At 69.5% G+C, this 21,906-nt stretch carries 23 protein-coding genes and 1 riboswitch; of the genes, 9 read left to right on the top strand and 14 right to left on the bottom strand.

All coding sequences use genetic code 11. The annotated features are described in order from the left end of the window. Window positions 1–16: 16 nt before the first annotated feature. Window positions 17–1,528: a pyridoxal phosphate-dependent decarboxylase family protein gene (locus J4H86_RS14330; protein ID WP_236537863.1), complete on the bottom strand. Its 1,512-nt coding sequence runs from the start codon at window positions 1,526–1,528 to the stop codon at window positions 17–19. A gap of 243 nt (window positions 1,529–1,771) precedes the next feature. On the opposite strand from J4H86_RS14330, the gene J4H86_RS14335 reads away from it, so the two are divergent. After that, window positions 1,772–2,584: an alpha/beta hydrolase gene (locus J4H86_RS14335; RefSeq protein WP_236537865.1), complete on the top strand. Its 813-nt coding sequence runs from the start codon at window positions 1,772–1,774 to the stop codon at window positions 2,582–2,584. 119 nt (window positions 2,585–2,703) lie between these two features. Here J4H86_RS14335 and J4H86_RS14340 read toward each other — a convergent pair whose 3' ends face one another. The 4 genes from J4H86_RS14340 to J4H86_RS14355 form a co-directional block, all read right to left on the bottom strand. Further along, window positions 2,704–3,450: an ABC transporter permease gene (locus tag J4H86_RS14340; protein ID WP_236537870.1), complete on the bottom strand. Its 747-nt coding sequence runs from the start codon at window positions 3,448–3,450 to the stop codon at window positions 2,704–2,706. A 17-nt stretch (window positions 3,451–3,467) separates the two neighbouring features. Further along, on the bottom strand, window positions 3,468–4,460 hold the full coding sequence (locus tag J4H86_RS14345) for an ABC transporter ATP-binding protein (protein ID WP_236537872.1): 993 nt from the start codon (window positions 4,458–4,460) through the stop codon (window positions 3,468–3,470). A gap of 553 nt (window positions 4,461–5,013) precedes the next feature. After that, window positions 5,014–5,616 (bottom strand): PadR family transcriptional regulator, encoded by a 603-nt coding sequence (locus tag J4H86_RS14350; protein WP_236537874.1) that lies wholly within the window; start codon window positions 5,614–5,616, stop codon window positions 5,014–5,016. Window positions 5,617–5,681: 65 nt separating this feature from the next. Then, window positions 5,682–6,431: an SIR2 family NAD-dependent protein deacylase gene (locus J4H86_RS14355; protein WP_236537876.1), complete on the bottom strand. Its 750-nt coding sequence runs from the start codon at window positions 6,429–6,431 to the stop codon at window positions 5,682–5,684. A 199-nt stretch (window positions 6,432–6,630) separates the two neighbouring features. Here J4H86_RS14355 and gndA point away from each other — a divergent pair, with 199 nt between their 5' ends. Beyond that, window positions 6,631–8,073, top strand: coding sequence for an NADP-dependent phosphogluconate dehydrogenase (gene gndA, locus J4H86_RS14360; RefSeq protein ID WP_236537878.1), 1,443 nt, complete (start codon window positions 6,631–6,633; stop codon window positions 8,071–8,073). Between the two features lie 43 nt (window positions 8,074–8,116). Here the strand turns inward: gndA and J4H86_RS14365 are convergent, their stop codons facing one another. Then, window positions 8,117–8,494: an AbrB/MazE/SpoVT family DNA-binding domain-containing protein gene (locus tag J4H86_RS14365; protein ID WP_269134466.1), complete on the bottom strand. Its 378-nt coding sequence runs from the start codon at window positions 8,492–8,494 to the stop codon at window positions 8,117–8,119. A 59-nt stretch (window positions 8,495–8,553) separates the two neighbouring features. Further along, window positions 8,554–9,189: a TetR/AcrR family transcriptional regulator gene (locus J4H86_RS14370; protein WP_236537882.1), complete on the bottom strand. Its 636-nt coding sequence runs from the start codon at window positions 9,187–9,189 to the stop codon at window positions 8,554–8,556. 63 nt (window positions 9,190–9,252) lie between these two features. On the opposite strand from J4H86_RS14370, the gene J4H86_RS14375 reads away from it, so the two are divergent. The 3 genes from J4H86_RS14375 to J4H86_RS14385 all read left to right on the top strand — a co-directional run bounded on the left by J4H86_RS14375 (window position 9,253) and on the right by J4H86_RS14385 (window position 11,906). Beyond that, complete coding sequence (locus tag J4H86_RS14375; RefSeq protein ID WP_236537884.1) at window positions 9,253–9,954, top strand: GAP family protein; 702 nt, start codon at window positions 9,253–9,255, stop codon at window positions 9,952–9,954. A 150-nt stretch (window positions 9,955–10,104) separates the two neighbouring features. Next, window positions 10,105–10,950: a DMT family transporter gene (locus J4H86_RS14380; RefSeq protein WP_236537886.1), complete on the top strand. Its 846-nt coding sequence runs from the start codon at window positions 10,105–10,107 to the stop codon at window positions 10,948–10,950. Window positions 10,951–11,060: 110 nt separating this feature from the next. Continuing rightward, the gene (locus J4H86_RS14385; protein ID WP_236537889.1) at window positions 11,061–11,906 is read left to right on the top strand and encodes a DMT family transporter; all 846 of its coding nucleotides are present in this window, start codon (window positions 11,061–11,063) and stop codon (window positions 11,904–11,906) included. Window positions 11,907–11,913: 7 nt separating this feature from the next. Here J4H86_RS14385 and J4H86_RS14390 read toward each other — a convergent pair whose 3' ends face one another. Together J4H86_RS14390 and J4H86_RS14395 are read right to left on the bottom strand one after the other, a co-directional pair. Beyond that, on the bottom strand, window positions 11,914–12,507 hold the full coding sequence (locus tag J4H86_RS14390; protein ID WP_330932415.1) for a Uma2 family endonuclease: 594 nt from the start codon (window positions 12,505–12,507) through the stop codon (window positions 11,914–11,916). A 130-nt stretch (window positions 12,508–12,637) separates the two neighbouring features. Next, complete coding sequence (locus tag J4H86_RS14395; protein ID WP_236537891.1) at window positions 12,638–13,396, bottom strand: alpha/beta fold hydrolase; 759 nt, start codon at window positions 13,394–13,396, stop codon at window positions 12,638–12,640. A gap of 132 nt (window positions 13,397–13,528) precedes the next feature. Further along, window positions 13,529–13,712: riboswitch (cobalamin riboswitch) on the top strand. Between the two features lie 153 nt (window positions 13,713–13,865). Here J4H86_RS14395 and J4H86_RS14400 point away from each other — a divergent pair. The 3 genes from J4H86_RS14400 to J4H86_RS14410 all read left to right on the top strand — a co-directional run bounded on the left by J4H86_RS14400 (window position 13,866) and on the right by J4H86_RS14410 (window position 17,261). Beyond that, window positions 13,866–15,056, top strand: coding sequence for an ABC transporter substrate-binding protein (locus J4H86_RS14400; RefSeq protein WP_236537892.1), 1,191 nt, complete (start codon window positions 13,866–13,868; stop codon window positions 15,054–15,056). Next, on the top strand, window positions 15,056–16,171 hold the full coding sequence (locus J4H86_RS14405; protein ID WP_236537894.1) for a FecCD family ABC transporter permease: 1,116 nt from the start codon (window positions 15,056–15,058) through the stop codon (window positions 16,169–16,171). The genes J4H86_RS14400 and J4H86_RS14405 overlap by 1 nt, the downstream gene beginning before the upstream one ends. Before the next feature lie 253 nt (window positions 16,172–16,424). Further along, complete coding sequence (locus tag J4H86_RS14410) at window positions 16,425–17,261, top strand: ABC transporter ATP-binding protein (protein WP_236537896.1); 837 nt, start codon at window positions 16,425–16,427, stop codon at window positions 17,259–17,261. Here the strand turns inward: J4H86_RS14410 and J4H86_RS14415 are convergent. The 4 genes from J4H86_RS14415 to J4H86_RS14430 form a co-directional block, all read right to left on the bottom strand. After that, window positions 17,247–17,522 carry a DUF2277 domain-containing protein gene (locus J4H86_RS14415; RefSeq protein ID WP_236537897.1) on the bottom strand — a complete coding sequence of 92 codons (276 nt, stop codon included), beginning with the start codon at window positions 17,520–17,522 and terminating at the stop codon, window positions 17,247–17,249. The genes J4H86_RS14410 and J4H86_RS14415 overlap by 15 nt on opposite strands. Before the next feature lie 40 nt (window positions 17,523–17,562). After that, on the bottom strand, window positions 17,563–18,684 hold the full coding sequence (locus tag J4H86_RS14420) for a hypothetical protein (protein ID WP_236537899.1): 1,122 nt from the start codon (window positions 18,682–18,684) through the stop codon (window positions 17,563–17,565). Window positions 18,685–19,100: 416 nt separating this feature from the next. Beyond that, the gene (locus tag J4H86_RS14425; RefSeq protein WP_236537901.1) at window positions 19,101–19,379 is read right to left on the bottom strand and encodes a type II toxin-antitoxin system Phd/YefM family antitoxin; all 279 of its coding nucleotides are present in this window, start codon (window positions 19,377–19,379) and stop codon (window positions 19,101–19,103) included. Between the two features lie 35 nt (window positions 19,380–19,414). Further along, window positions 19,415–20,179 carry a hypothetical protein gene (locus J4H86_RS14430; RefSeq protein ID WP_236537903.1) on the bottom strand — a complete coding sequence of 255 codons (765 nt, stop codon included), beginning with the start codon at window positions 20,177–20,179 and terminating at the stop codon, window positions 19,415–19,417. 646 nt (window positions 20,180–20,825) lie between these two features. Here J4H86_RS14430 and J4H86_RS14435 point away from each other — a divergent pair. Further along, window positions 20,826–21,365, top strand: a complete 540-nt coding sequence (locus J4H86_RS14435; RefSeq protein ID WP_236537904.1) for a MarR family winged helix-turn-helix transcriptional regulator — start codon at window positions 20,826–20,828, stop codon at window positions 21,363–21,365. Here the strand turns inward: J4H86_RS14435 and J4H86_RS14440 are convergent. Further along, the gene (locus tag J4H86_RS14440; protein ID WP_236537906.1) at window positions 21,362–21,829 is read right to left on the bottom strand and encodes an ATP-binding protein; all 468 of its coding nucleotides are present in this window, start codon (window positions 21,827–21,829) and stop codon (window positions 21,362–21,364) included. The genes J4H86_RS14435 and J4H86_RS14440 overlap by 4 nt on opposite strands. Window positions 21,830–21,906: the final 77 nt, after the last annotated feature.

Below are 21,906 nucleotides of genomic sequence, written 5' to 3' on the forward strand. Positions count from 1 at the left end.
GTGTGGTCGGCCTTGCTCAGGGGGTCGTGGTGAGTTCCGCGTACTCGGCGGCACGCGCGTGCTCGGCGACGAGGTCCAGTACCGCGGCCACGTCCTGGACGGTGGTCTCCGGGTTGAGCAGGGTGAGTTTCAGGAAGCGGCGCCCGTCCACCGTGGTCGCGGCCACCATGGCGCGGCCGGAGGAGAGCAGGGAGTCCCGCGCGCCGTCGTTGACGCGGTCCCACAGCCAGGGCTCGCTGTCGTCGTTGAGCCGGTAGCGGAAGACGAGGGTGCTGAGCCGTGGCTGGTTCACGACCTCGAAGCGCGGGTCGGCGGCCAGGAGCTCCCACGCCTCGGCCGCGCGGTCCACGACCTCGTCGAACAGGGCACCGACCCCGTCCGCGCCGAGTACCCGCAGCGTCAGCCACAGTTTCAGGGCGTCGAAGCGTCGGGTGGTCTGGATGCTGTTGTCGACCAGGTTGGGGGTGTGGTCCCGGGCGGTGTGGGCCGGGTTCAGGTAGTCGGCGTGGTGGGTGACGTGCCGCAGGGTGGCGCGGTCCCGTACGAGGACGGCGCTGGAGCTGACGGGCTGGAAGAACGACTTGTGGAAGTCGATCGTCACCGAGTCCGCGCTCTCCACCCCGGCGAGCAGGTGTGACCGGCGCGAGACCAGCAGCCCGCAGCCGTAGGCGGCGTCGACGTGGAGCCACACCATTCGGGACCGGCAGAGGTCCGCGATCTCCCCCAGGGGGTCGATGGAGCCGAAGTCGGTGGTGCCCGCCGTCGCGACCACGGCCATCGGGATGAGCCCCGCCTCGCGGCAGCGGGCGATCTCCCCGGCCAGGTGGTCTACGCGCATTCGACGCTCGTCGTCGCAGGGCACCGCGATGACGGAGTCCGGCGCGAGCCCCAGCAGCGAGGCCGACGTCCGCACGCTGAAGTGGGCGCACTCCGAGGCGAACACCCGAAGGCGCGGGAGCGGATCGTCGCCGGGTCCGAGGTGGCGCGCGCGGGCCTCCTCCCGGGCCAACAGCAGCGCCTGCAGGTTGGACTGGGTGCCGCCGCTGGTGAAGACACCGTCCGCGTTCGCTCCGAAACCGACCCGGCGGGCGCTCCAGTCGATCAGACGCCGCTCGATGAGCGTCGCTCCCACACTCTGGTCCCAGGTGTCCAGGGACGAGTTGACCGTACTCAGCAGGGTTTCCGCCGCCACGGCCGGAATGACGACGGGGCAGTTGAGGTGGGCCATGTAGCGCGGATGGTGGAAGTACACGGCGTCGCGGAGGTAGAGGCTCTCCACCTCGTCCAGGGCCTCGGACATGTCGCCGAGGGGGCGTTCGAGGTCGACCCGGTTGACGTCCGCGGCGAGGTCGGGTGCCGTGATCCCCGAGGTGGGTTGGTCGACCTTGGGGATCCACTGGGCCAGACGCCCCACGACCTCGGTGACCGACGTCTGGTAGCTGTCGGCGGTTCGTTCGTTGAGCAGGTGTCCTCGCGGGGACGGCCGCTGCGGTGCTGGTGCCTCGTCCACATGCCTGAGGGGGCTCATCGATGTCCTAACTAAGGAAAGGCTAACCAAACCCAAGTGAGGCTAACCTATCTCCACGCTCGGTGTACAGAGGGGCGCCGAGAGTTCTCCAGCGAGCGTGTGACGGCCTGTCCCGCCGCGCGCGGCTCGGTACCGGCCGGGCTGCCGATTACGTTCGTGCATCGGTGCGCGGGCCTAGACCCATCGGATTCCGGGAGCGTTACGCTGTTGCCGCATCGGGTCCACCGCGACGGAGGAGAGCCCATGGCCGACTCGCACGAGCTGACGTTCGCCGGCACCCGGGAGACCATCACGGCCCGCAATTGGCCGAATCCCGAGGCGCGGTACACCGTCGTGCTGGTGCACGGATACGGCGAACACATCGGCCGCTACGAGCACGTGGCCGACGCCCTGGCGACGCACGGTGCCGTGGTCTACGGCCTGGACCACATGGGCCACGGCAAGTCGGGCGGGGACCGTGTGGTGATCAAGGACTTCGAGGACGTGGTCACCGACGTGCACACCCTCGTGGAGACCACTCGGGCGGAGTACCCCGATCTCCCCACGGTGGTGATCGGCCACTCGATGGGCGGGATGATCGCCGCCCGCTACGCGCAGCGCTACGGCGACGGTCTCGCGGCGCTCGTCCTCTCCGGACCGGTCATCGGCTCGTGGTCCGTCGTGGACCAGCTAAGCCGCCTGCCCGAGATCCCCGACACCCCGATCGACCCGTCGACGCTGTCCCGGGACACCGCCGTCGGCACGGCCTACGCCGCGGACCCCCTCGTCTGGCACGGCCCGTTCAAGCGGCCGACGGTGGACGCCTTCCTCGCCATGATGGCCACGATCACCGCCGGGGGCTCACTCGGCGAGCTGCCCACCCTCTGGGTGCACGGCGACGCCGACGAGGTCGTCCCCCTCTCGGGCAGTCGCCCAGGGGTCGAGGCGATCGAGGGCTCCAACCTCACCGAGATCATCGTCCCGGGCGCCCGGCACGAGGTCTTCAACGAGACCAACAAGGACGAGGTCCTCGCCGACGTCACCCACTTCCTCGACCGCGTCCTGCGCTCCACCTAACCCCCCGCCCCACCCCGCCTCTTCCCCCACGAGGATTTCTCCACTTCCATCAGGTGGGTGTGCACATTCACCTGTTACAGCAGGGGCAACTCCACCCATGCCGGGGGCCAGGATCGCGGCTACGCGTTCTCCCGGTGGAACCGTCGCACGGAGATCGTGACCAGCAGGGCGGCTACGACGAGGGTGACCGAGGTCCCGACCAGGGCGTCGGCCCCGAGGAACTCGCCCGCGGTGAGGGCGCGGGCCGCGTTCACGGTGTAGGTGACCGGGTTGAGGTGGCTGAGGAACTCCAGCCATCCGGGGGCCAGCTCCATCGGCAGGAGGATCCCGGCCAGCAGCATCAGGGGCAGGTTGAGGCTGTTGGTGATGGCGGAGACGCCGTTCTCGTTGCGGACCGCCAGCCCCAGGGCCACGCAGATCGAGGCGACTCCCACGGTGAACACGCCGACCAGGACCAGGGTGAGTGCCAGTCCCACCCAGTCGGGTCGTATCCCGAGCAGCCAGCCGAGCGCCACGACGATCACACCCTGCGCGGACACGGCGGCGCCCTCGGGCAGGACCCGCCCCAGCAGCAGGGAGGCCCTCGGCGCCGGAGTGACGCGATGTCGTTCCACAGCCCCGGCACGTAGCTCGGCGACGATGCCGAAGCCCGCACTCATGCCGGAGAACAAGCCGAGCAGGACCAGGATGCCGGGCACGAACATCAGCCAGGGGTCGATCCCGAACGGCTCGGAGAACCGCTCGACGATCGGTCCGAAGAAGAGCAGGTAGAGAGCCGGCTGGGCCAGCGCGATGAAGAGCCAGCCGGGGACACGGACGGCCCGGGCCACGTTGTGCCGCATGAGGAGCGGAGTGGTCAGGTACATGGGAGGTTCCCTTCGGTTCAGGCCACGACGGGGTCGGTGGAGCCGACGCCATGGCCGGTCTCTCGCAGGCTGCGCCCGGTGACCTGGAGGAAGACGTCGTCGAGGCTGGGGGTCTTGATCGACAGGGACTTCGGGGGGACCTGCGCGGCCTCCAGCGCGCGGAGCACCGGAAGGATCACCGCCTCGCCGGACTCGACGGCGAGGATCACCTGGTCGCCGTCGATCCAGGTCTCCCGAGGAGCCGCCTCCCGCGCCGCGACGTCGCGCGCGAACCCGGCGTCGCCATCGACCGTGAACGTCACCATGTCGCCGGCCAGTCGCCCCTTGAGCTCGGCTGGTGTCCCGGAGACCGCGAGCGTCCCGTGGTCCATGATCATCACCCGGTCACACAGGGCGTCGGCCTCCTCCAGGTAGTGCGTCGTGAGCACCACGCTGGTCCCGGCTGCGCGCAGCCCACGAACGTGCTGCCACAGGTTCGCCCGACTCTGCGGGTCCAGACCCGTGGTCGGTTCGTCCAGGAACAACAGGGTGGGTCCGTGGACAAGACCGGCGGCGATGTCCACGCGACGCCGCTGGCCGCCGGACAGGGATCCGTACGTCCGCCGGTCGAGCCCTTCCAGCTCCATCCGCCTCAGCAGATCCGCGACCCGCGCGTGGGCATCGGCCCTACCGATCCCGAACAGGCGCGCCTGCAGCACCAGCTCCTCGCCGACCAGCGACTCATCCAGCGCACTGCCGTCCTGTCCCACGTAGCCGATCCGGCGCCGGATCTCCGCCGGGTCCTTCCGGAGGTCACGCCCCAGCACGCTCCCGGACCCACCTGTGGGTCGCAGCAGGGTGGTGAGCATCCGCATCGTCGTGCTCTTGCCGGCGCCGTTTGGCCCCAACAGCCCGACGATCTCCCCGGCGGGCACCGTGAGATCCAGCTCTCGAACGGCCTCGACCGCCCCGGACCTGGTGCGAAACGTACGACTCAGCCCCTGAGTCTCGATCACTGCGCTGTGGTTCATGTCCTTGATTATTCTAACTAGAATAATCAACGTCAACCTTAGTCAAGAGCGCCACGGAGTCGGTCTCCATTGAGGCCCCGCCTTGGGTGATGGCCCAGGTGCGACGGGAGAAACGATGGCCGGCGTGACGCGTTCGGCTGACTGGGGCGGTCCGCCACAGAGCCCCAGGCACTGGTGGGCCTACGCACGCCACGCCGGGACGGCTCGCGAGATGAGGCGGTTACGCCGGGTGCACGGCGGGGTGGATCACGTTCGTGGGGTCCCAACGCGCCGGGGAACCCCTCTCAGCCGACACCCCGCACACGGTCGATGGCGTCGGCAGTCCGGCCCGGACCACCCCGACCCGCCACGCACGGGCGGAGAGTCACCCGCCCACGACACCGTTGCACGCGCCCGTGGAAAGGGATCGCGGAAGCCGGACTCACGCGTCACCGGCACTCGACCCCGGGCCAGGTCACCCCCCGTCGACCAAGGACGAGCGGAGGGGACACACGCGGCGTGGCCACAGGTCCGACGTAGGCACTACCGAGCTACGACAAGGATTCGGAGGGGTCTACTTATCCCTGGGGAGGTAGCCGGACCACATCTTGTCGAGCTCCCCAGAGCTCACCCGCTCGAGCAGCCCATGTGTCCATTCCAGTTCTGCCTGGAGCAGCATCTTGGTCAGGCGCTTGCTCTCGGCGACGTGGAAGAGGACCGTGCCGTAGGTGGGGTCGGGCTTCTCCAGGACCTGGCGGATGCCCTCCTCGCAGAAGGCGACGTCGGCCTCCAGCTTGGAGATGCGACCACGCAGCGCGGACTCCAGTTCCTCCCGGGACAGGCCCGGCAGGAACGCGGTCCCCACCAGGATGGGGTGGTTCGGCATCTCACTGCGCCACAGGTTCTCCAGCAGCAGCTTGGTGAACTCGCCATCTCCGGTCTCCGTGACGCGATAGGTGGTGCGCTCCGGACGCCGGCCCTCACGGTCGGAACCGGAGACCTCGATCAGCCGGTCGTTCTCCAGGGTCTTCAACGCGTTGTAGATCGACCCGGGCGACACGTTCGCCCACTGGTCCGCTCCCCAGGACAGCAGTTCACGGCGAACGTCGTAGCCGTGCACCGGCTGGAGGAGGAGAACGACGCCGAGCACGAGGAGGCGAGTCGAGGAGCGGGCCATGGACGAGATTCTAGGCGTCGCGCTCCGGGGCACTCACGGACGCGCGACGCCGGTCGCGGGGCCCCTCACCCCTCGTTGGCACGGAGGAGGGCCGGGACGGCCTCAACGATGGGATCCCGAATCACGGCCACCGCGCGGTCGTCGTAGGGCGTGGGGTCGGCGTTGACGACGATCAGGTCGGCGCCGTGGTCCATCGCTACGTCGCACAGCCCCGCCGCGGGGTTGACGGTCAGCGTGGTGCCGATCGCGAGGAACACGTCGCACTCGGCGGCGGCCATCGCCGCCGCCTCCAGGACGTGGGTCTTCAGGGTCTGCCCGAAGGAGATCGTGTCCACTTTCTGGATGCCGCCGCACTCCGGACAGGCCGGGTCGGGCTCGGAGTCCAGGCGGGGCAACACGTCCCGTGTCGGCGTGCGCAGGCCACACGCCATGCACAGCACCCAATGCAGGGTTCCGTGCACCTCGATGACACGTTCCGCGGGCATACCGGCGGCCTGGTGGAGTCCGTCGATGTTCTGTGTGACCAGGCCGGACAGGCGCCCGGCGGCGTCCATGTCCGCGATCGCGCGGTGCGCGGCGTTGGGGGTGGCCTCCCACGCCGGGTTGTCCCGCCGCATCCGCCACACCTCACGCCGGACGTCCGGCTCGGACATGTAGGTGTCGTAGTCGAACAGGCGGGTGGCGTCGGGAGACCGCGTCCACACCCCGTTGGGGCCCCGGAAGTCGGGGATGCCGGAGTCGGTGGAGATCCCCGCCCCCGTGAGGATCCCCACTCGCCGCGCGGAACGAACCCGTGTCTCGACGTCCGTCGCCACGGTCCAACCTCCCAGCCGTCAGAGCCTACGATCGCGCGCCAGCCGTCGCTGCCGGCACGCCAGAGTGTGTCCGCCGGGAGTGACAACCGGCAACCCAATATCGCTCGACGGTACGGGTCACGGCGACGTGCCATCACCATCACCGCAGGCACCCGCACTAGAGTTCCTCGGGAGGCAATTCGCTGAAGAGGAGTCGACTGTGACCCACGCGCGCATCGGAGTCATCGGCCTGGCCGTCATGGGCAGCAACCTCGCCCGGAACCTGGCCCGGCACGGCCACCCGGTCGCCCTCTACAACCGCACGACGGAACGAACGCGGGAATTGGTGGCCCAGCACGGCGACGAGGGCACCTTCGTCCCGGCGGAGACTCCCGAGGAGTTCGTCGCCTCCCTGGAGCGGCCCCGACGCCTCGTGGTCATGGTGAAGGCGGGTGCGCCGACCGACGCCGTCATCGACCAGTTCGCCGCCCTGCTGGAGGAGGGCGACGTGATCATCGACGGCGGCAACGCCCACTTCGAGGACACCCGCCGCCGCGAGGCCGCGCTGACCGAACGTGGCCTGCACTTCGTCGGCACCGGGATCTCCGGCGGCGAGGAGGGCGCCCTGAACGGGCCGAGCATCATGCCGGGCGGGTCGCCCGAGGCCTACGCGTCGCTCGCCCCGATGCTGGAGGACATCGCCGCGAAGGCCGACGACGGCCAGCCGTGCGTCACGCACGTGGGCCCCGACGGCGCCGGACACTTCGTGAAGATGGTGCACAACGGCATCGAGTACGCCGACATGCAGCTCATCGCCGAAGCCTACGACCTGTTGCGCCAGGCCGGGGGGATGCGCCCCGCCGAGATCGCCGACGTGTTCTCCCAGTGGAACACCGGACGGCTGCGGTCCTACCTCGTCGAGATCACCGCCGAGGTGCTGCGGCACACCGACCCGGAGACGGGACAGCCGTTCGTGGAGATCGTCGCCGACCAGGCGGAGCAGAAGGGCACCGGCCGTTGGACGGTGGAGGTCGCTCTGGAGCTGGGTGTCCCCGTCACGGGGATCGCCGAGGCGGTGTTCTCCCGCTCCCTCTCCGCCCACACCGACCTGCGGTCCGCCGCCCGTGACTTCCCCGGCCCCACGCCCGAACCGTTCAGCGAGTCCGCCGCGCACGACCTCGCCCGCGCGGTCGAGGAGGCGCTGTACGCGTCGAAGATCGTGGCCTACGCCCAGGGATTCCACCAGGTCGCCGCCGGGAGCGCCGAGTACGGGTGGGACATCGACCTCGGGGCGGTCGCCGCGATCTGGCGGGCGGGCTGCATCATCCGGGCCGACTTCCTGGACGACATCCGCGCCGCCTACGCCGAGGACCCCCAACTCGCGACCCTGCTCGCCGCCCCCCGGTTCGCCGCCGCGGTGGAGGGCGCGCAGCGCGCCTGGCGTCTCGTGGTGAGCCTCGCCGCCGAGCACGGCATCCCCGCTCCCGGTTTCTCCGCCGCGCTCGCCTACTACGACGCCCTCCGCGCCGACCGCCTCCCCGCGGCCCTCATCCAGGCCCAACGCGACTTCTTCGGCGCCCACACCTACCGCCGCACCGACCGCCCCGGCGTCTTCCACACCCTGTGGAGCGAGGGACGCACGGAGGAACTCATGGGGGAGTGAGGGCCCGTCGAGGCGTGCCCTCACGGCGACGCCCAGGGATCGTTCAGTCCGGCCATTCCGCCCGCAGATTGAGCAGGTAGTCCTCGGCGTAGACTCCGGGAAGGATTCCGGCGGTGCGCTCTACCGCCTCCCGACTCCCGGGCGCGGCCCCGTCGGAGACGTGACGTGGTCCGGGTGTTTCAGGCTCAGCACCCCACCCGTCACGGGTCAGCGCCATGAGCTCATCGGTGGTCAGTGCGATGTCACCCGAACCCGCGAGGCGGTCGACGTCGCGCTGTGACAGGCCGGGAGCCTTCGCCACAGGAACCAGCCGCGCCGCGGCACCGTCGAGCACGAATTCCACCTCGTCTCCCGCGCGCAGGCCGAGCTGGTCCCGCACATGGGCGGGAATCGTCACCCGCCCATCCCCACTTATCCGCATACGCTCACGGTAGACGTGACGGGCACTGGCCGTTCAGGATTTGTCGGAGCCCAACCGATTCACCCCTTCGCATCCACCCCCACGGTGGCCATGATCGCCGCGAGGAACTCCCGTAGTACCGCCCGGGCCCGCTCGGAGTTCATCTGCTCGGGGGTGTACACGAGCTGGGTGGACAGTCCGTCGACGAAGACGCCCAGGTGCTCGGCCCACGTCTCCAGCCACGGGTCGTCGCTGGGCTCGCCCAGGACCTCGGGGGGCTCGAGACCTCCGAGTCCCCCGACGAGTTGGCGGTAGAGGCCCCGGGTCTCGGCGTTGAGCCGGGTGGCCACCTCCCGGTCGCGGGCGGACTCTCCGCCGAAGGCCAACCACAACTGGAACTCCGCGTTGCGCTGGTCGTCCAGGGGGAGCAGCTCCTCCGCGAACCCCGCGACCCGCTCGATCACGGTCGACTCCGTCGCCGGACGCTCCGCGCGGGCGTGGACCCGCTCCCGGACCCGGATCGCCGACTGCTCGATCGCGAAGGTCAGGAGCTCCCCACGCGTGGCGAAGTAGTGCCGTAACGCGCCGGTGGACCAGCCGGCCTCCGCCGCCACGGTGCGGATCGACACCGCGGCGGGCCCCTGGTCCCCCACCACCCGCCACAGCGCGGCGGCGATGTCGTGCCTGCGCTGCTCATGGTCCACGATCTTCGGCATGTTCCCTTTATAGCACGACCGTGTTATTTTATTTAGCACAAGCGTGCTGAAAAGAGGTGTCCCATGACTCCCGGCCTGACACTCACCATCGGTGGGCTGGCGGTACTCGACATGCTGAGTCCCGCCACCATCGGCATCAGCCTGTACGTTCTCCTCAGCGGCAACCGGCGCCTCGCCGCGCCGATGTTCGTCTTCCTGGGCACGGTCGCGGGCTTCTACTTCACGGTGGGGGTCGCGCTGATGCTCGGCTTGGACATCGCGGTGCGATACCTCGGCGACGTCGTCAACAGTCCCGTCGGCCTGTGGGCCCAGCTCGCCCTCGGGGTCGGGATACTGGTCGCCGCCTTCGTCGTTCCCGGCCGACTGAGCAACGCGCCCCGGCGCCCCCGGAACCTTCGGCTGGGCGTGATGGCCGCGCTGGGGGTCACCACCGGCCTACTGGAGGTCGGTACGGCCCTGCCCTACCTGGGAGCCATCGGCATCATGACCTCGGCCGAGCTCTCCCCCGGCGTGTGGGTCCCGATACTGGCCGGCTACAACCTGCTGATGGTGCTCCCGCCGATCATTCTGTTCGCCGGCTACACCCTGTTCGGCGCCCGTATCCGCCCCCGCCTGGACCGCTGGCGCGACAAGATCGAGTCCTCCGGCCGAGAGGCCTTCGGCTGGATCCTCGGCATCGCCGGCTTCCTCCTCGCCCGCTACGCCGCCAACGAGCTCGGCCTGTTCACCTCACTCGACGGCCTGGGGATCAGCATCGGAATCTAGCGCCGGAGCACCTCCTCTTCTCCCCCGACCACCCCGTCACCCCCCATCAGGACTTCTCCATCGTCACCAGAATTTCCGCTGCTATAGCGGGGGAAGGTGCACACACCACTCTGCGGAACGCGAGCTTGAGTCGCGCCGTAGGGTCCCCACATGACCGGATTCGTCATCGTCGTCGTCCTCGGGTCCGCGCTGATCCACGCCGTGTGGAACGCCCTCCTGCACGCGATCACCGACCGGATGCTGGGGTTCGCCCTCGCGGGTCTGGGCGGCATCGTCACGGGCGCGCTCCTCATTCCCTTCGTCGGCCTGCCCAACCCCGCCGCGTGGCCCTACCTGATCACCTCGATCGTGTTGCACATCGCCTACATGAGCTTCCTGATGCTCTCGTTCCGGTTGGGCGACTTCGGACAGGTGTATCCCCTCGCCCGCGGGGTCGCTCCCTGGGCGGTCACGATCGCGGCCGCGATCCTCCTCAACGAATCCTTGGGCCTCGGCCAGCTCCTGGCCATCGGAATCATCTCCGCGGGTCTGCTGAGCCTCACGTTCTCTGGCGGTCTCCCCGGTAGGCACCAGCTGCCGGCGATCGGCGCCGCGTTGGTCACCGGCCTCCTGATCGCGACCTACACGATGGTCGACGGGGTGGGAATCCGGCTCGCCGACGGAGTCCTCGCCTACACCGCCTGGTTGATCTTCAGCCACTCGACCTGTTTCCTCACCATCGTGCTCCTCATCCGCAGGAGATCCCTCTTCACCCAGATGCGCACCGTCTGGTGGCGGGGAATGCTGGCCGGCGCGTTGTCGCTCACCGCCGCCGCGATGGTTCTGTGGGCCCAGTCCGTAACCGCGTTGGGGCCGATCGCCGCCCTTCGGGAAGCGAGCATCATCTTCGCCGCCCTGATCGGCACCGTGTGCTTCCACGAACCGTTCGGGCGGTTCCGGTTACTCGCCGCCGTCACCGTCACGGCCGGCATCGTCCTGCTCGCGGTATCGGGCTGATCCCACAAGGCGCGGACATTGCCCGCTGGTGAACGCCGGTCAACGCTGACCCGACGTTGGTGTTACCCCCGGTGGCCTACCGGCGACATCACAGGCGTAGGGTCTGCCGGGTGACTGGACTTGTCGTCGTCGCGGTACTGGCTTCCGCTGCCATTCACGCGTCCTGGAACGCCCTGCTGCATGCGATCACCGACCGGATGCTGGGGTTCGCTCTCGCGAGCCTTGGTGGCATCGTGGCCGGTGGGATCCTCATCCCCTTCGTCGGGCTCCCCCACGCCGACTCCCTGCCCTACCTGATCGCCTCGATCGTGCTGCATGTGGGCTACATGGCGTTCCTGATGCTGTCGTTCCGGCTGGGGGACTTCGGACAGGTGTATCCGATCGCCCGCGGGGTGGCCCCCTGGGCGGTAGCGCTCGCGGCGGCGTTCTTCCTCGGCGAGACGATGGGGCCCCTGCAGCTTCTGGCCATCGGGGTGGTCTCCGTCGGACTGCTCAGCCTCACCTTCGCGGGCGGACTCCCCACCAAAGCACAACTGCCCGCCATCGCCGCGGCCCTGGCCACCGGGCTGGTGATCGCGACCTACACCCTCGTCGACGGAGCGGGCGTCCGGTTGGCCGACGGATCGATGGCCTACGCGACCTGGCTGATCTTCGGCCACTCCGTCGGGTTCCTCGGCCTCGCGCTCCTGATCCGTCGCCGGAAACTCTTCCGCCAGATGCGCGGCGTGTGGTGGAAGGGAATGCTCGCCGGCGCCCTGTCCCTCGTCGCCTACGCGCTGGTGCTCTGGGCGCAGACCGTCTCCGCCCTCGGCGCGGTGGCCGCCCTGCGCGAGACGAGCATCATCTTCGGCGCCCTCATCGGCACGCTGTTCTTCCGCGAGTCCTTCGGCCGCTTCCGCGTCGTCGCCGCCGCCACCGTCACGGCCGGCATCATCCTGCTGACCGTGACGGGCTGACCACGCGCTAACCCCGCTGACCGCCATAGCGACGGAACTCGTCCGTCGCGAGCTGGATCTCGTCCAAAAGCGCGGGCAGCGGCACCACGTCGCCGAACCGGAACGGCCGTTGCTGCCGATACACCCCGGCCACCGGCTCGGTGTGCAGGATGATGTCCCCAGAGCGCGGATCGACCAGCAGGTAGACAGGAATCCGCCACTCGGCGTAGACCTCCGGCAACTCGCGGACGTCCTTGTTCGGGCAACTAACCGAGACGACCTCCGCCACCAGGTCGATCTCCGCCGCAGGAACCATCGGCCGGTCCTCATCGAGCGCCGCCTCAGTCGTGACGATGAGGTCGGGGATGACGTAGTCACCTTCGTGGATGTCGGGGGCAATGCCTGTGCCGCTCACTGAAGGTACTCGTTCCCCCGAAAGCCCGAGAAGTTGGTAACAGATACGGTCAGCGATTCTGTTGTGAATCGGCACTGGTGCAGGCGTCACGTGTATTTGTCCCCTGAGGATTTCAACTGCGGACCCTTCGGGAACCACAAGATCATCGGCGACTGACCTGAGGTCCGTCACCGTGGGACGCGAGTGTGTACGCACATCCATAAGCATAGGAGTTCCCTTCGACGGAGCACATACTCTGACAGGCCCCGATCCGCTCCGGCGGGAATTCCCGGATTCTGGGGATATCCGCCCCGGCCGGGCCGGCCGCTGGGGCCGGCCCGAAACGCCGGAGCTGAGGTCAGAACCTCCGCAGGAAGGTCTCGACGGAGGTGGCCAGGGCCACGGGGGTCTCGTCCATCGCGTAGTGGCCGGCGTTGCCCATGACCTCGATCTCCGCCTTCGGGTACCACTCCGCGAAGGTGCCGCGCATGACGGCCTCGCCGAGGGCCGGGTCGTGTTCACCGGCGATGGCCTTAACGGGGACCGTGCTTCCCACGACGCGTTCGTGGAAGTCGACGCGGGCCCAGGAGTGGAGGTAGGCGGCGAAGGCGGTGGGGTCGCTGTGCTCCAGGGAGTGGCGCACCATCGCGTCCAGCCACACGTCGGTGTGCCGGTTCCCGGTCGTGAGGTCGATGATGGCCCGCCGGTTCTCCGGCTTCTCCGCCGCGCCGGAGAACAGGGCCCACCCGTCGTCGTCGAAGGGGACCGGGCCCGCGGGCACCGGAGACACTCCCACCATCGCCCGGACGCGATCGGGCGCCGTGGCGTACACCTCCTGCATGAACTTGCCGCCCATCGAGTGTCCGAGCAGCGAGAACCGGGCGGTTCCTCGGCTGTCGGCCAGCTCGAGCACGTCCGCCGCGACCTCCGCCGGGCTGTACTCCCCGGCGACGCCCCGGCGCGATCCGTACCCCCGACAGTTCACGAACACGTAGGTGAACTCGTCCCCGTCCAGGTGCGGTTCCAGAGCGCCCCAGGCCTCGGCCGATCCGAACCAGCCGTGCAGCCCGAACACCACGTGCCCGCCGCCACCCACCTGCCGGTAGCTCTCACTCACCGCGCCTCCTGAGACGTAGGTAACAACAGGTCCGCATCGTCGCACAGACCGTCGGTCCAGAACAGGCCCCGGCCACGGCTCCCACGGCCTGAGGAGCGGTCACGCCGACCGGCCGAGGCCACATCCTGCCCGTATGTCATCATTGAAGGCGGCAAAACGACGGCGTGCCGAGGAAGCCGGTGTGACTCCGGCGCGGTCCCGCCACTGTGAGTTGGGGAGTCCTTCCCGACATGGCCACTGTCCCCTCGGGGGATGGGAAGGCCGGGAAGGGCAGCGACCCGCGAGCCAGGACACTCACCGCCGTCGTCCTCACGAGCCGGGGCGGATTTCCCCGAGAGAGGTCGGACTGACGCATGGCGTCGCACGGTGACATCCCGCGTCCGCCGACGCGAGCGTCACGCCGCACCACGATGGCGGCACTCTTTCGTTCCTCGGGAGCCCGTCGCGCAGATTCCACGGAGACACCCCGATGAAGCATGCCCGCCTTCCCCTGATCACTCTGTTCGGTCTCGCCGTGGTGGCGACCGGCTGTGGCGCGCCCACCGGGGACGACGCCGCAGAGGACACCACGTCCGCCGACTGCGTCGAGGACCACGACCCCGACACCGACTACTTCCCGGACAAGCTCTCCATCGACCACGCGGAGAACCTGTCCATCGAGTACGCCAACGACCACCAAGTCGTCACGATCGATGAGCCCTCTCCCGGCGCCGAGGCCGAGAGCTACGTGCTGCTGCGCTGTGGCGCGCCGGAGCCGGAGCTGGACGGCGAGCTCGCCGACGCCCCGGTGATCGAGGTACCGGTGCGGAGCGTCTTCAGCGCCTCGACCACGCACCTGTCGCTCTTCACCTACCTGGACCAGACCGACGTCGTCACGGGCGTCGCCGACGGTGGCGTGGTCAACGACGAGGAGATCCGCGAAGGTGTGGAGTCCGGCGACGTCGTCGACTACGCCGGCGGCGGTGCTCTCGACCAGGAACTGGTCATCGCCGAGGCCCCCGACCTGCTGATGACCGGGGGAGCCGAGGAAAGCGAGTACCAGACCCTGCGCGACGCCGACATCCCCGTCGTCGCCAACGCCGAGTGGCTGGAGAACTCCCCCCTGGGACGCGCGGAGTGGGTCAAGCTCGCCGCCGCGCTCACCGGCACGGAGGAGGAAGCCACCGAGCTCTTCGACCAGATCGCCACCGACTACGAGTCCGTCACCGACCAGGTGTCCGACGCCGACCCGGTGGACGTGGTGCCGGGCCAGATGTTCGACGGGGTGTGGAACGTCGTCGGCGGAGGCTCCTACGTCGGTCGGCTCCTGGCCGACGCGGGTGGCACCCACCCCTGGGACGACACCGAGGAGACCGGCAGCATCGAGATGGACCTGGAGGAGGTCCTGTCCGAGGTCCAGGACGCCGAGGTGTGGATCTCCAGCGAGCACTGGGACACCTACGACGACATGACCGCCGACGACGAACGCTACGCCGAGTTCACCGCGTTCGAGGAGCGGGCGGTCTGGACGAACAACAACAACGTCGGCCCCGGCGGAAACCGGTACTGGGACGAGGCCGTGCTGCGACCCGACCAGGTCCTCGCCGACCTCGCCACCATCCTGCACCCGGAGCTGATGGACGACCACGAGCTGGTCTACTACCGGACCCTGGACGACTGATGTCCACCGCCGCTCCCGTCCGGCGACCGCCCCGGGACGAGTCCGTCCCGGCTCCACGGGGCCGGGACGGGGGCGCGCTGCGCGTCACCGTGGTGGCGGGCCTGCTGTGCGTCACACTGCTCCTCGGGGTGACGCTCGCCCTCACCGTCGGCTCCACCCCACTCACGGTCGGGCAGGTCTCCTCCGCGCTGTTCGGGCTGGGCGGCGTCGACCACCAGGTGGTCACCATCGTGTGGGAGGTACGGGTACCCCGCGCCGTCACCGCCCTACTGGCGGGGGCCGCCCTCGGGGTCGCCGGCGCGCAGATGCAGACGCTGCTGCGCAACCCCCTGGCCGAGCCCTACATCCTGGGGGTCAGCGCGGGAGCCAGCCTGGGCGTGGCCGCCGTCGTCCTCGGCGCGGGGTCCGCCGGCGGCGCGTTCGTGTCGATCGGCGGAGCGTACGGCCGCGCCGGCCTCGTGGTGGCTTCCGCGCTGGGCGCGGGCGCGGTGTTGGCGCTCGTGCTCGTCCTCGCCCGCTGGACCAAATCCGTCGTCACGCTGCTGATCATCGGCGTGATGGTGGGCTCCGGGGTCACGTCGTTCGTGAGCCTGCTGATGTCGCTCAGTGATCCGGAACGGATGCAGCGCTTCGTCCTGTGGGGACTGGGAAACTTCTCCGCGACGACGTGGCCGGACCTGGCGTGGTTCGCGCCCATCGTCGCGGTCGGGATCCTGGCCGCGTTGACGCTGATGAAGCCGCTGAACGCCCTGCTGCTCGGCGAGACCTACGCCCAGACCATGGGTGTCCCGGTCCGTCTGGTGCGCTGGCTGGTGATCCTGTGCGCGTCCGTGCTCGCCGGCACCGTGACCGCCTTCTGCGGACCGGTGGCGTTCCTCGGCCTGGCCATCCCCCACCTGACCCGCATCGCCCTGGGCACGACCAACCACCGGGTTCTTCTTCCCGGCACCGCCCTGATGGGCGCGTGCGTGGCCGTCCTGTGCGGCACGGTCGCCGTGCTCCCCGGTGTGGGCGGTGTCCTTCCCCTCAACGTGGTCACCAGCCTGATCGGAGCCCCCATCGTCATCGGCGTACTCATCCGATCTCGGGCCGCGCAACAGGGGGTGGGCGTGTGACCGTCCCGGCCTTCTCCACAGGGGCTCGCCCCCACCCCGGGCGAGCTTCCCATGCCGTCACCGATCGCGGAAACACCAGACCGTCGCCGGCCGACCCCAACTCCGCGGACACCGCCCGCACCGTCGGAGCAAGCCCGACCAGCCTCACCAACCGAACCCGCGCAGGGGACGACCCGGAGCAGCGGACCACGTGCGGGCCACTCGGCCGATCGCTCTCCGCACCCAGGACCGGCGTCTCCCCCGGGAGGGCCTCATGACGGAGATCCCGACCGACGGACTGGCCGTCGACCAGCTCAGCGTTGGCTACGGTTCGGGGCGGCGACGGCGCACCGTCCTGTCGGACGTCAACGCCCTGGCGCGCCCCGGCGACCTCACCGTGCTGCTAGGACCGAACGGAACCGGGAAGAGCACCCTGCTGCGTGCCCTGGCGGGCCTCGCCGCCCCGTTCGCCGGACGCTGCCTGGTCAACGGAACGGACGTCACGCGTCTGCGCGGGGCCGACCGTGCCCGCCTGCTCGCCACGGTCCTGACGCAGAGGGACATCCCGGGGCTGCTCCGGGCACGGGAGGTCGTCGCCCTGGGCCGCCACCCCTACACCAGCGTGACCGGTCGGCTCAGCCCGGAGGACCAGCGGGCGGTCGACTGGGCGCTGGACGCGGTGGGGGCGGAGCCGCTCGCCGGGCGGCGCGTCGGGGAACTGTCGGACGGGGAACGCCAGCGGGTCCTCACGGCCCGGGCGTTGGCACAGGCCCCTGATGTGCTCCTGCTGGACGAGCCGACGGCGTTCCTCGACGTCGCCGGCAAGGTGGCGCTCCACGGACTGCTGCTGCGACTGGCCCGCGACAACGGACTCGTCGTCGTGATGTGCACGCACGACCTGGAACTCGCGCTGCGGGTGGCGGACCACGTGTGGCTGCTGGCGGCAGGGGGACTGCGCGGAGGCTCGCCGGAGGAGCTCGCGCGTCGGGGCGACCTCTCCGAGGTCTTCGACGGGGCGGACCTCACCTTCGACACCGAGCGGTGGGTGTTCCAGCCCCGCGGCCTTCCCTCGCACGCCACCGCGTGGCGCGAGGACTCAGCCCGCAGCTGAGTACCGGCGCTGGGCCCGCTCCCGCGCCCGCTCGGCGTCGGCTTCGCGGGACCGAGGCGGAGCGGTGGTGACCAGCGAGTCCAACAGTTCGGACGTCGCCTCGGCGACCGCCGCCACCGCCCGGTCGAACGCCTCACGGTTCGCGGCCGACGGCGCGCTGGAGCCACTCACCTTACGCACGTACTGCAGCGCGGCGGCGTGCACCTCGTCCGTGGTGGCCGGCGGCTCGTAGTTGTGGAGACGGTGGATGTTTCGGCACATACCTTGACGCTACCGCGCACCAGTGACGCGCGACAGCGTGTCACCCCCGGGCATCGTCGCTGGTCGGCGTGACGACGGCGGGTTCCGTGGCCGAAACGCCCCGGGCGCGCTGATCGTAGCGGTCCGCCATGGAACGCAGACTGAGGCTGAGGGCGGCGTCACAGGCGAGGGCCAACAGTGCCGGCGGGGCGTCGGCCAACTCGTCGAGCAGCGCGGCCCCGGAGGTCACCACCTCGTGGGCCAGCCCCGGATAGTGCTCAGCGCTGGCCAGCACGATCTCCATGTGCTGAGCGACGACGTGCCGCGCGATGCCGAGCTGTCGCCACGGCCGGTGGCCCAGCTTGCGTGCCTCGTCGTTCTCCAGAGACGCGACGCACCGCCGGAGGCTACGCCACGCGTCCTCCAGATTGCCGCAGCGCAGTTCCAGCTCGCTGAGCCGGCACAGCGCACTCCCGGTACCGTAGGGGCGGTTGTTGTCCCGCGCGACCAGTAGCCGCTGCACTCCAGCGGCTTCGGCGAACTCCCCGATCCGGGAGAGTTCGTACTGCAGGAACCGCAGCAGCCCCGTGTCGGGGGGACCGGTCTGCAGCATCCGCAGGAGGAACGCCTTCGCCTCGGCGGCCATGCCCTGGACGCGGGCCCGTCGCGCCCACTCCGCCTCGGTCTCCTCCTCGATGCGCTTCGGGAAGGCGACGTCGCCGATCTCCTTGACCCACCGGCGGATTCCCGCCGGATCCCACACCGGTTCTCGGCCCGGCCGGGACAGGTCGCCCAGGGGGATCCCGGACAGCGCGAACCAGGTGTCGAAGTTGGCGAACCGCGCCTCGTAGATGCGTTTGAGGTCGGTGGAGTCGATCCAGCGAACGACCAGGTACACCGCGAGGCGGAGCTCGTCGGAGATCCCCTGGAGATGCGCGGCCTGGTGGTTGATCGTCTCCTGCTCCAGCAGGTGCCGCAGCAGGTCGAGGTCCTCGGGGCGCCGGTCGTACTGGGCCGCCCACAACACCGCGGCCCGCCGCACACCGTTGCCGTCGACCGGGTATCCCTCGACGCCGTCGGCCTCTTCGTAGTTCAGCTCCGACCACAGCGAAGGATCCGAACGCATCTTCTCCAGATCCGCTCGACCTGGTGCGAGAACCTGGTCAGGGTCGGCGGTTTCCATGCTCCCCCACGTCCCAATGTCGCCGGATACCAGGAGAAACTCTACAGACACCCACAAGGCCCCGTGCACCGGACATCACCGTCAACGGTCCCACCCACGGGCCGAACCTCGACAACGAGCCGACCTCGCGCGAACGCGTTCACGCGGACGACTACCCGCGATACCCGTACCGCCGATGCTGGACGGTGACAACGTGGACGACGACCGTGTCGTCGCGAATCACGTACCCGACGCGATGCTCGCCTCCTCTGGTGCGCCGCGCCGGAGCGAGAGACGGATTGAGCGGGGCGCCACCCGATGGAGGTTCTCGAGCAGCGGCCCCCGGATGAAATCCCCCGCGGCGGTCGCCGCCTTCTCTGGCCGGCGTTGGGCGACATCTCGACGGGCCCGTATCGACCCCTGAAGGCGATCGTGGGTCACGCCCGCCCCGCCTCACGCAAGGCTGCGTCGATCTCGTCCTCGGTGAACGTGTGGCCAGCGGCCAGGTCGGCCATACCCTCCCGTATGCCCTCCATCAGCTCCGGGTGGGCAAGGATGTCAATGGTCTCCCGCATCGCCTCGAAGTCCTCGAGGGAGACAAGGACGGCCACGGGCGTTCCGTTGCGGGTGATCGTGGCCCGTTCGTGGGTGCTCACGGCGGCGTCAACGATGCGTGAGAGTTTCGCTCGTGCGTCCTCGATGGTCACTACTGTCATGTGCACGGTTACGGCCAACCATCAGGTCCGGGACGTCACCCCCCGATCTCGTCCTCGGCGAGGTCGATCCCGGCTTGTTGGGCGAGTCGGATGGGAGCGCGGGGGTCGGCGGCGCCGAAGGTGGTGAGGAGGCGGCGGGCGGCGCGTGCCTGGGTATGGGTGAGCTTCAGGAGCCGCTCGACGACGGCGGCGGTGTCGGTGACGCGGAGGGTCTCGGCGACGGAGGAGAAGTCCTCACCGGTGGCGGCGTCGGCGGCCGCGAGGACGAGATTGAGGAAGCCGTGTGGCCCGGGACCCGCTTCGGACGGGGTACGCACGGCCGTGTGGTGGAGTCCCGCCGCCGCGCGTGTCTCACCGCCCACCCGCGCCACCGAGCACAGCGCGCCCGCCAGGTCGTCGTCGGTGGGGTACTCGCCCTCGGCGTCCGGTCCGCACCACAACTTCACCGCCACCGGTCGGGCGTGGTCCCGTTCGGCGATGGCCGCGGCCATCACACCGGACTGCCGGATGTGCGCCGGCAGCATGCACAGGGAGACCTCGAAGGGAATCCGGGCCCCTTCCAGTCCGCCGAGGGCGAGCGCCAGCGCTCCGGCGGGATCGCTGGTCTCCAAGGCGTAGACGGGGCATTCGAGTGCGACCAGGCGCAACCGTGGCTCCGCGGCGATCTCGGCCACGGCCGGGGCCACCCCGTCGATCCCCTCGTTGACGATCAGCACCAGGTCGATGGCGTCGTCGGGGCGCAGGACCTCCCGCACCTCGCCCAGGCGCGTCGACGGGCACAGCAGGCGGTGGGTGAGCATCGGGTTCGCCGCTGCCCGGTCCGCACGGTGGCGCGTGACAACTTCCTCCGCCGGTCGAGCACCCGGTGGAAAGAGTCCACCATCGTCGACCAAGCGATGAAGCACGTTGGAACCCACGAAAGTCTCTCCCCGCACGTTCACCGTCGCCGGCTGTCCGGGATCACGAGCGATCCCGTGGACACCCCTGCGCCACCATCGACGCGGTGCCCTGTTTGATGAACAATGTTCGCGGTGACCGATTCACTCATTAATCGCACCGCACCTCCAGACACCACGATGCTTGTACCTGACCGGAACTGGACGCGTTTTGCCCACCGTAATCCGCGTGGCGGACCGCCGGATCGTCCGACATAACCCACCCGAAATGGTAATGCGACGAAGACCACGACAACCACCGCTGATCATATTTCCTGTGCCCCGGACCCACTCCCCACGAAGATCCACACTTCGAGGGCCTGAATACGCTGACCATCCACCTCCCCAACGGCGAATTCCGGAATTCAACTAACGGTGGGACAACCGCACCCGTAGTGATCAAAGGATTGACCACCAAGGGGGTCCTGAGAGTAACGCGAACAACGGGTTCTGGAAAGCGCATATGGACCGCGACGCGGTTCTCCGCCCGTATTACCTCTACTCTGGCCCCATGACCGTTGATCCCTCTACTCCGAGCGGGCCCGACTATCTCTCCTTCGTGAACTACGCGGTGGAGGAGGCCACCACGCGTCTTCCCGGCGTCGACCCGGTCTCCATGCGGCTCGGACTCACGCTGCACCGCCTGACGAGCACACTGGTCTACGACTGGGAGTCGACCGTGCACCGCCCCCGTGGCTGGAGTTGGAGCGGCTTCCGGCTGCTGTTCGTCCTGTGGCTCGCGGGGCCGTTAGAGGCCAAGCGCACGGCGGACCTGTCCGGCATGAGTCGCGCCGCGGTCTCGGCGGTCGCCAACACGCTCGAACGCGACGGCTTGGTGACCCGGCGGCAGTCCGACCAGGACCGGCGCTCCGTACTCATGGATCTGACCCCGGTTGGCAAGGAGTCGCTGGCTCTCGCCTACGCCGAGCACAACCGACGGGAACAGGCGTGGGCGAACGCGTTGACGTCCACGGAACAGCAGCAGCTCATCGTGCTGCTAGAGAAGGTGGCGGCGAGCCGCACCGTCGTCGGCGCCCGACGGCGCGTCTAGGGACCAACCTCCTGGCCCACGGCCTGGGGCACCGCGTCGGTCCCTGTCCCCGACGGAATCGGAACGTCGGCGGTCGCGTACGGGATCTCCGCGTACATGGTGCGATGCGCCCCGTCGGTTCGCGTCCACCAGCGAGCGCTCAACGTCTCCACCAGGAACAGCCCGTGCCCGGACTCCACTCCCGGCCCGGACCGACGGGCCCGCGGCTCCGAGACGTCACTGCCATCATCGGTGACCTCGAGCCGGAGCAGGCTCGCCCCGATCCGTAGGCGCGCGTGCACGCCTCCGCCGGGCAGACCGCTGCGACTGTGTCTGATGGCGTTGTTCATGAGTTCCGCGAACACCTGCTCGGCCCGAAAGAGCGGCTCAGGTCCCAACGCGGCGGACCGAAGCTCGCCGGTCAGCCAGTGCCGCGCCTCCTGAGCGCTCGCGGCGTGTCCGGGAAACGAGACCTCACACCCCATACCCGCACCTCCCGACGTCCCTCTGCCGTGACACTCACGCCACGGACAGCACGATAGGGGGCCGCGGCCGCCACCGT

This window comes from Spiractinospora alimapuensis (assembly GCF_018437505.1).
GTDB lineage: Bacteria > Actinomycetota > Actinomycetes > Streptosporangiales > Streptosporangiaceae > Spiractinospora > Spiractinospora alimapuensis.

Bases quoted from the DNA above. Each gene is read 5' to 3' on its own strand.
- J4H86_RS14350 (WP_236537874.1), bottom strand. From the start codon at position 5,616: ATGGCCCGCTCCTCGACTCGCCTCCTCGTGCTCGGCGTCGTTCTCCTC.
- J4H86_RS14405 (WP_236537894.1), top strand. From the start codon at position 15,056: ATGTCCACCGCCGCTCCCGTCCGGCGACCGCCCCGGGACGAGTCCGTC.
- J4H86_RS14430 (WP_236537903.1), bottom strand. From the start codon at position 20,179: ATGCTCACCCACCGCCTGCTGTGCCCGTCGACGCGCCTGGGCGAGGTG.
- J4H86_RS14425 (WP_236537901.1), bottom strand. From the start codon at position 19,379: ATGACAGTAGTGACCATCGAGGACGCACGAGCGAAACTCTCACGCATC.
- J4H86_RS14340 (WP_236537870.1), bottom strand. From the start codon at position 3,450: ATGTACCTGACCACTCCGCTCCTCATGCGGCACAACGTGGCCCGGGCC.
- J4H86_RS14410 (WP_236537896.1), top strand. From the start codon at position 16,425: ATGACGGAGATCCCGACCGACGGACTGGCCGTCGACCAGCTCAGCGTT.
- J4H86_RS14435 (WP_236537904.1), top strand. From the start codon at position 20,826: ATGACCGTTGATCCCTCTACTCCGAGCGGGCCCGACTATCTCTCCTTC.
- J4H86_RS14415 (WP_236537897.1), bottom strand. From the start codon at position 17,522: ATGTGCCGAAACATCCACCGTCTCCACAACTACGAGCCGCCGGCCACC.
- J4H86_RS14390 (WP_330932415.1), bottom strand. From the start codon at position 12,507: ATGCTTATGGATGTGCGTACACACTCGCGTCCCACGGTGACGGACCTC.
- J4H86_RS14420 (WP_236537899.1), bottom strand. From the start codon at position 18,684: ATGGAAACCGCCGACCCTGACCAGGTTCTCGCACCAGGTCGAGCGGAT.
- J4H86_RS14345 (WP_236537872.1), bottom strand. From the start codon at position 4,460: ATGAACCACAGCGCAGTGATCGAGACTCAGGGGCTGAGTCGTACGTTT.
- J4H86_RS14440 (WP_236537906.1), bottom strand. From the start codon at position 21,829: ATGGGGTGTGAGGTCTCGTTTCCCGGACACGCCGCGAGCGCTCAGGAG.
- J4H86_RS14365 (WP_269134466.1), bottom strand. From the start codon at position 8,494: ATGCGGATAAGTGGGGATGGGCGGGTGACGATTCCCGCCCATGTGCGG.
- J4H86_RS14375 (WP_236537884.1), top strand. From the start codon at position 9,253: ATGACTCCCGGCCTGACACTCACCATCGGTGGGCTGGCGGTACTCGAC.
- J4H86_RS14380 (WP_236537886.1), top strand. From the start codon at position 10,105: ATGACCGGATTCGTCATCGTCGTCGTCCTCGGGTCCGCGCTGATCCAC.
- J4H86_RS14335 (WP_236537865.1), top strand. From the start codon at position 1,772: ATGGCCGACTCGCACGAGCTGACGTTCGCCGGCACCCGGGAGACCATC.
- J4H86_RS14370 (WP_236537882.1), bottom strand. From the start codon at position 9,189: ATGCCGAAGATCGTGGACCATGAGCAGCGCAGGCACGACATCGCCGCC.
- J4H86_RS14330 (WP_236537863.1), bottom strand. From the start codon at position 1,528: ATGAGCCCCCTCAGGCATGTGGACGAGGCACCAGCACCGCAGCGGCCG.
- J4H86_RS14400 (WP_236537892.1), top strand. From the start codon at position 13,866: ATGAAGCATGCCCGCCTTCCCCTGATCACTCTGTTCGGTCTCGCCGTG.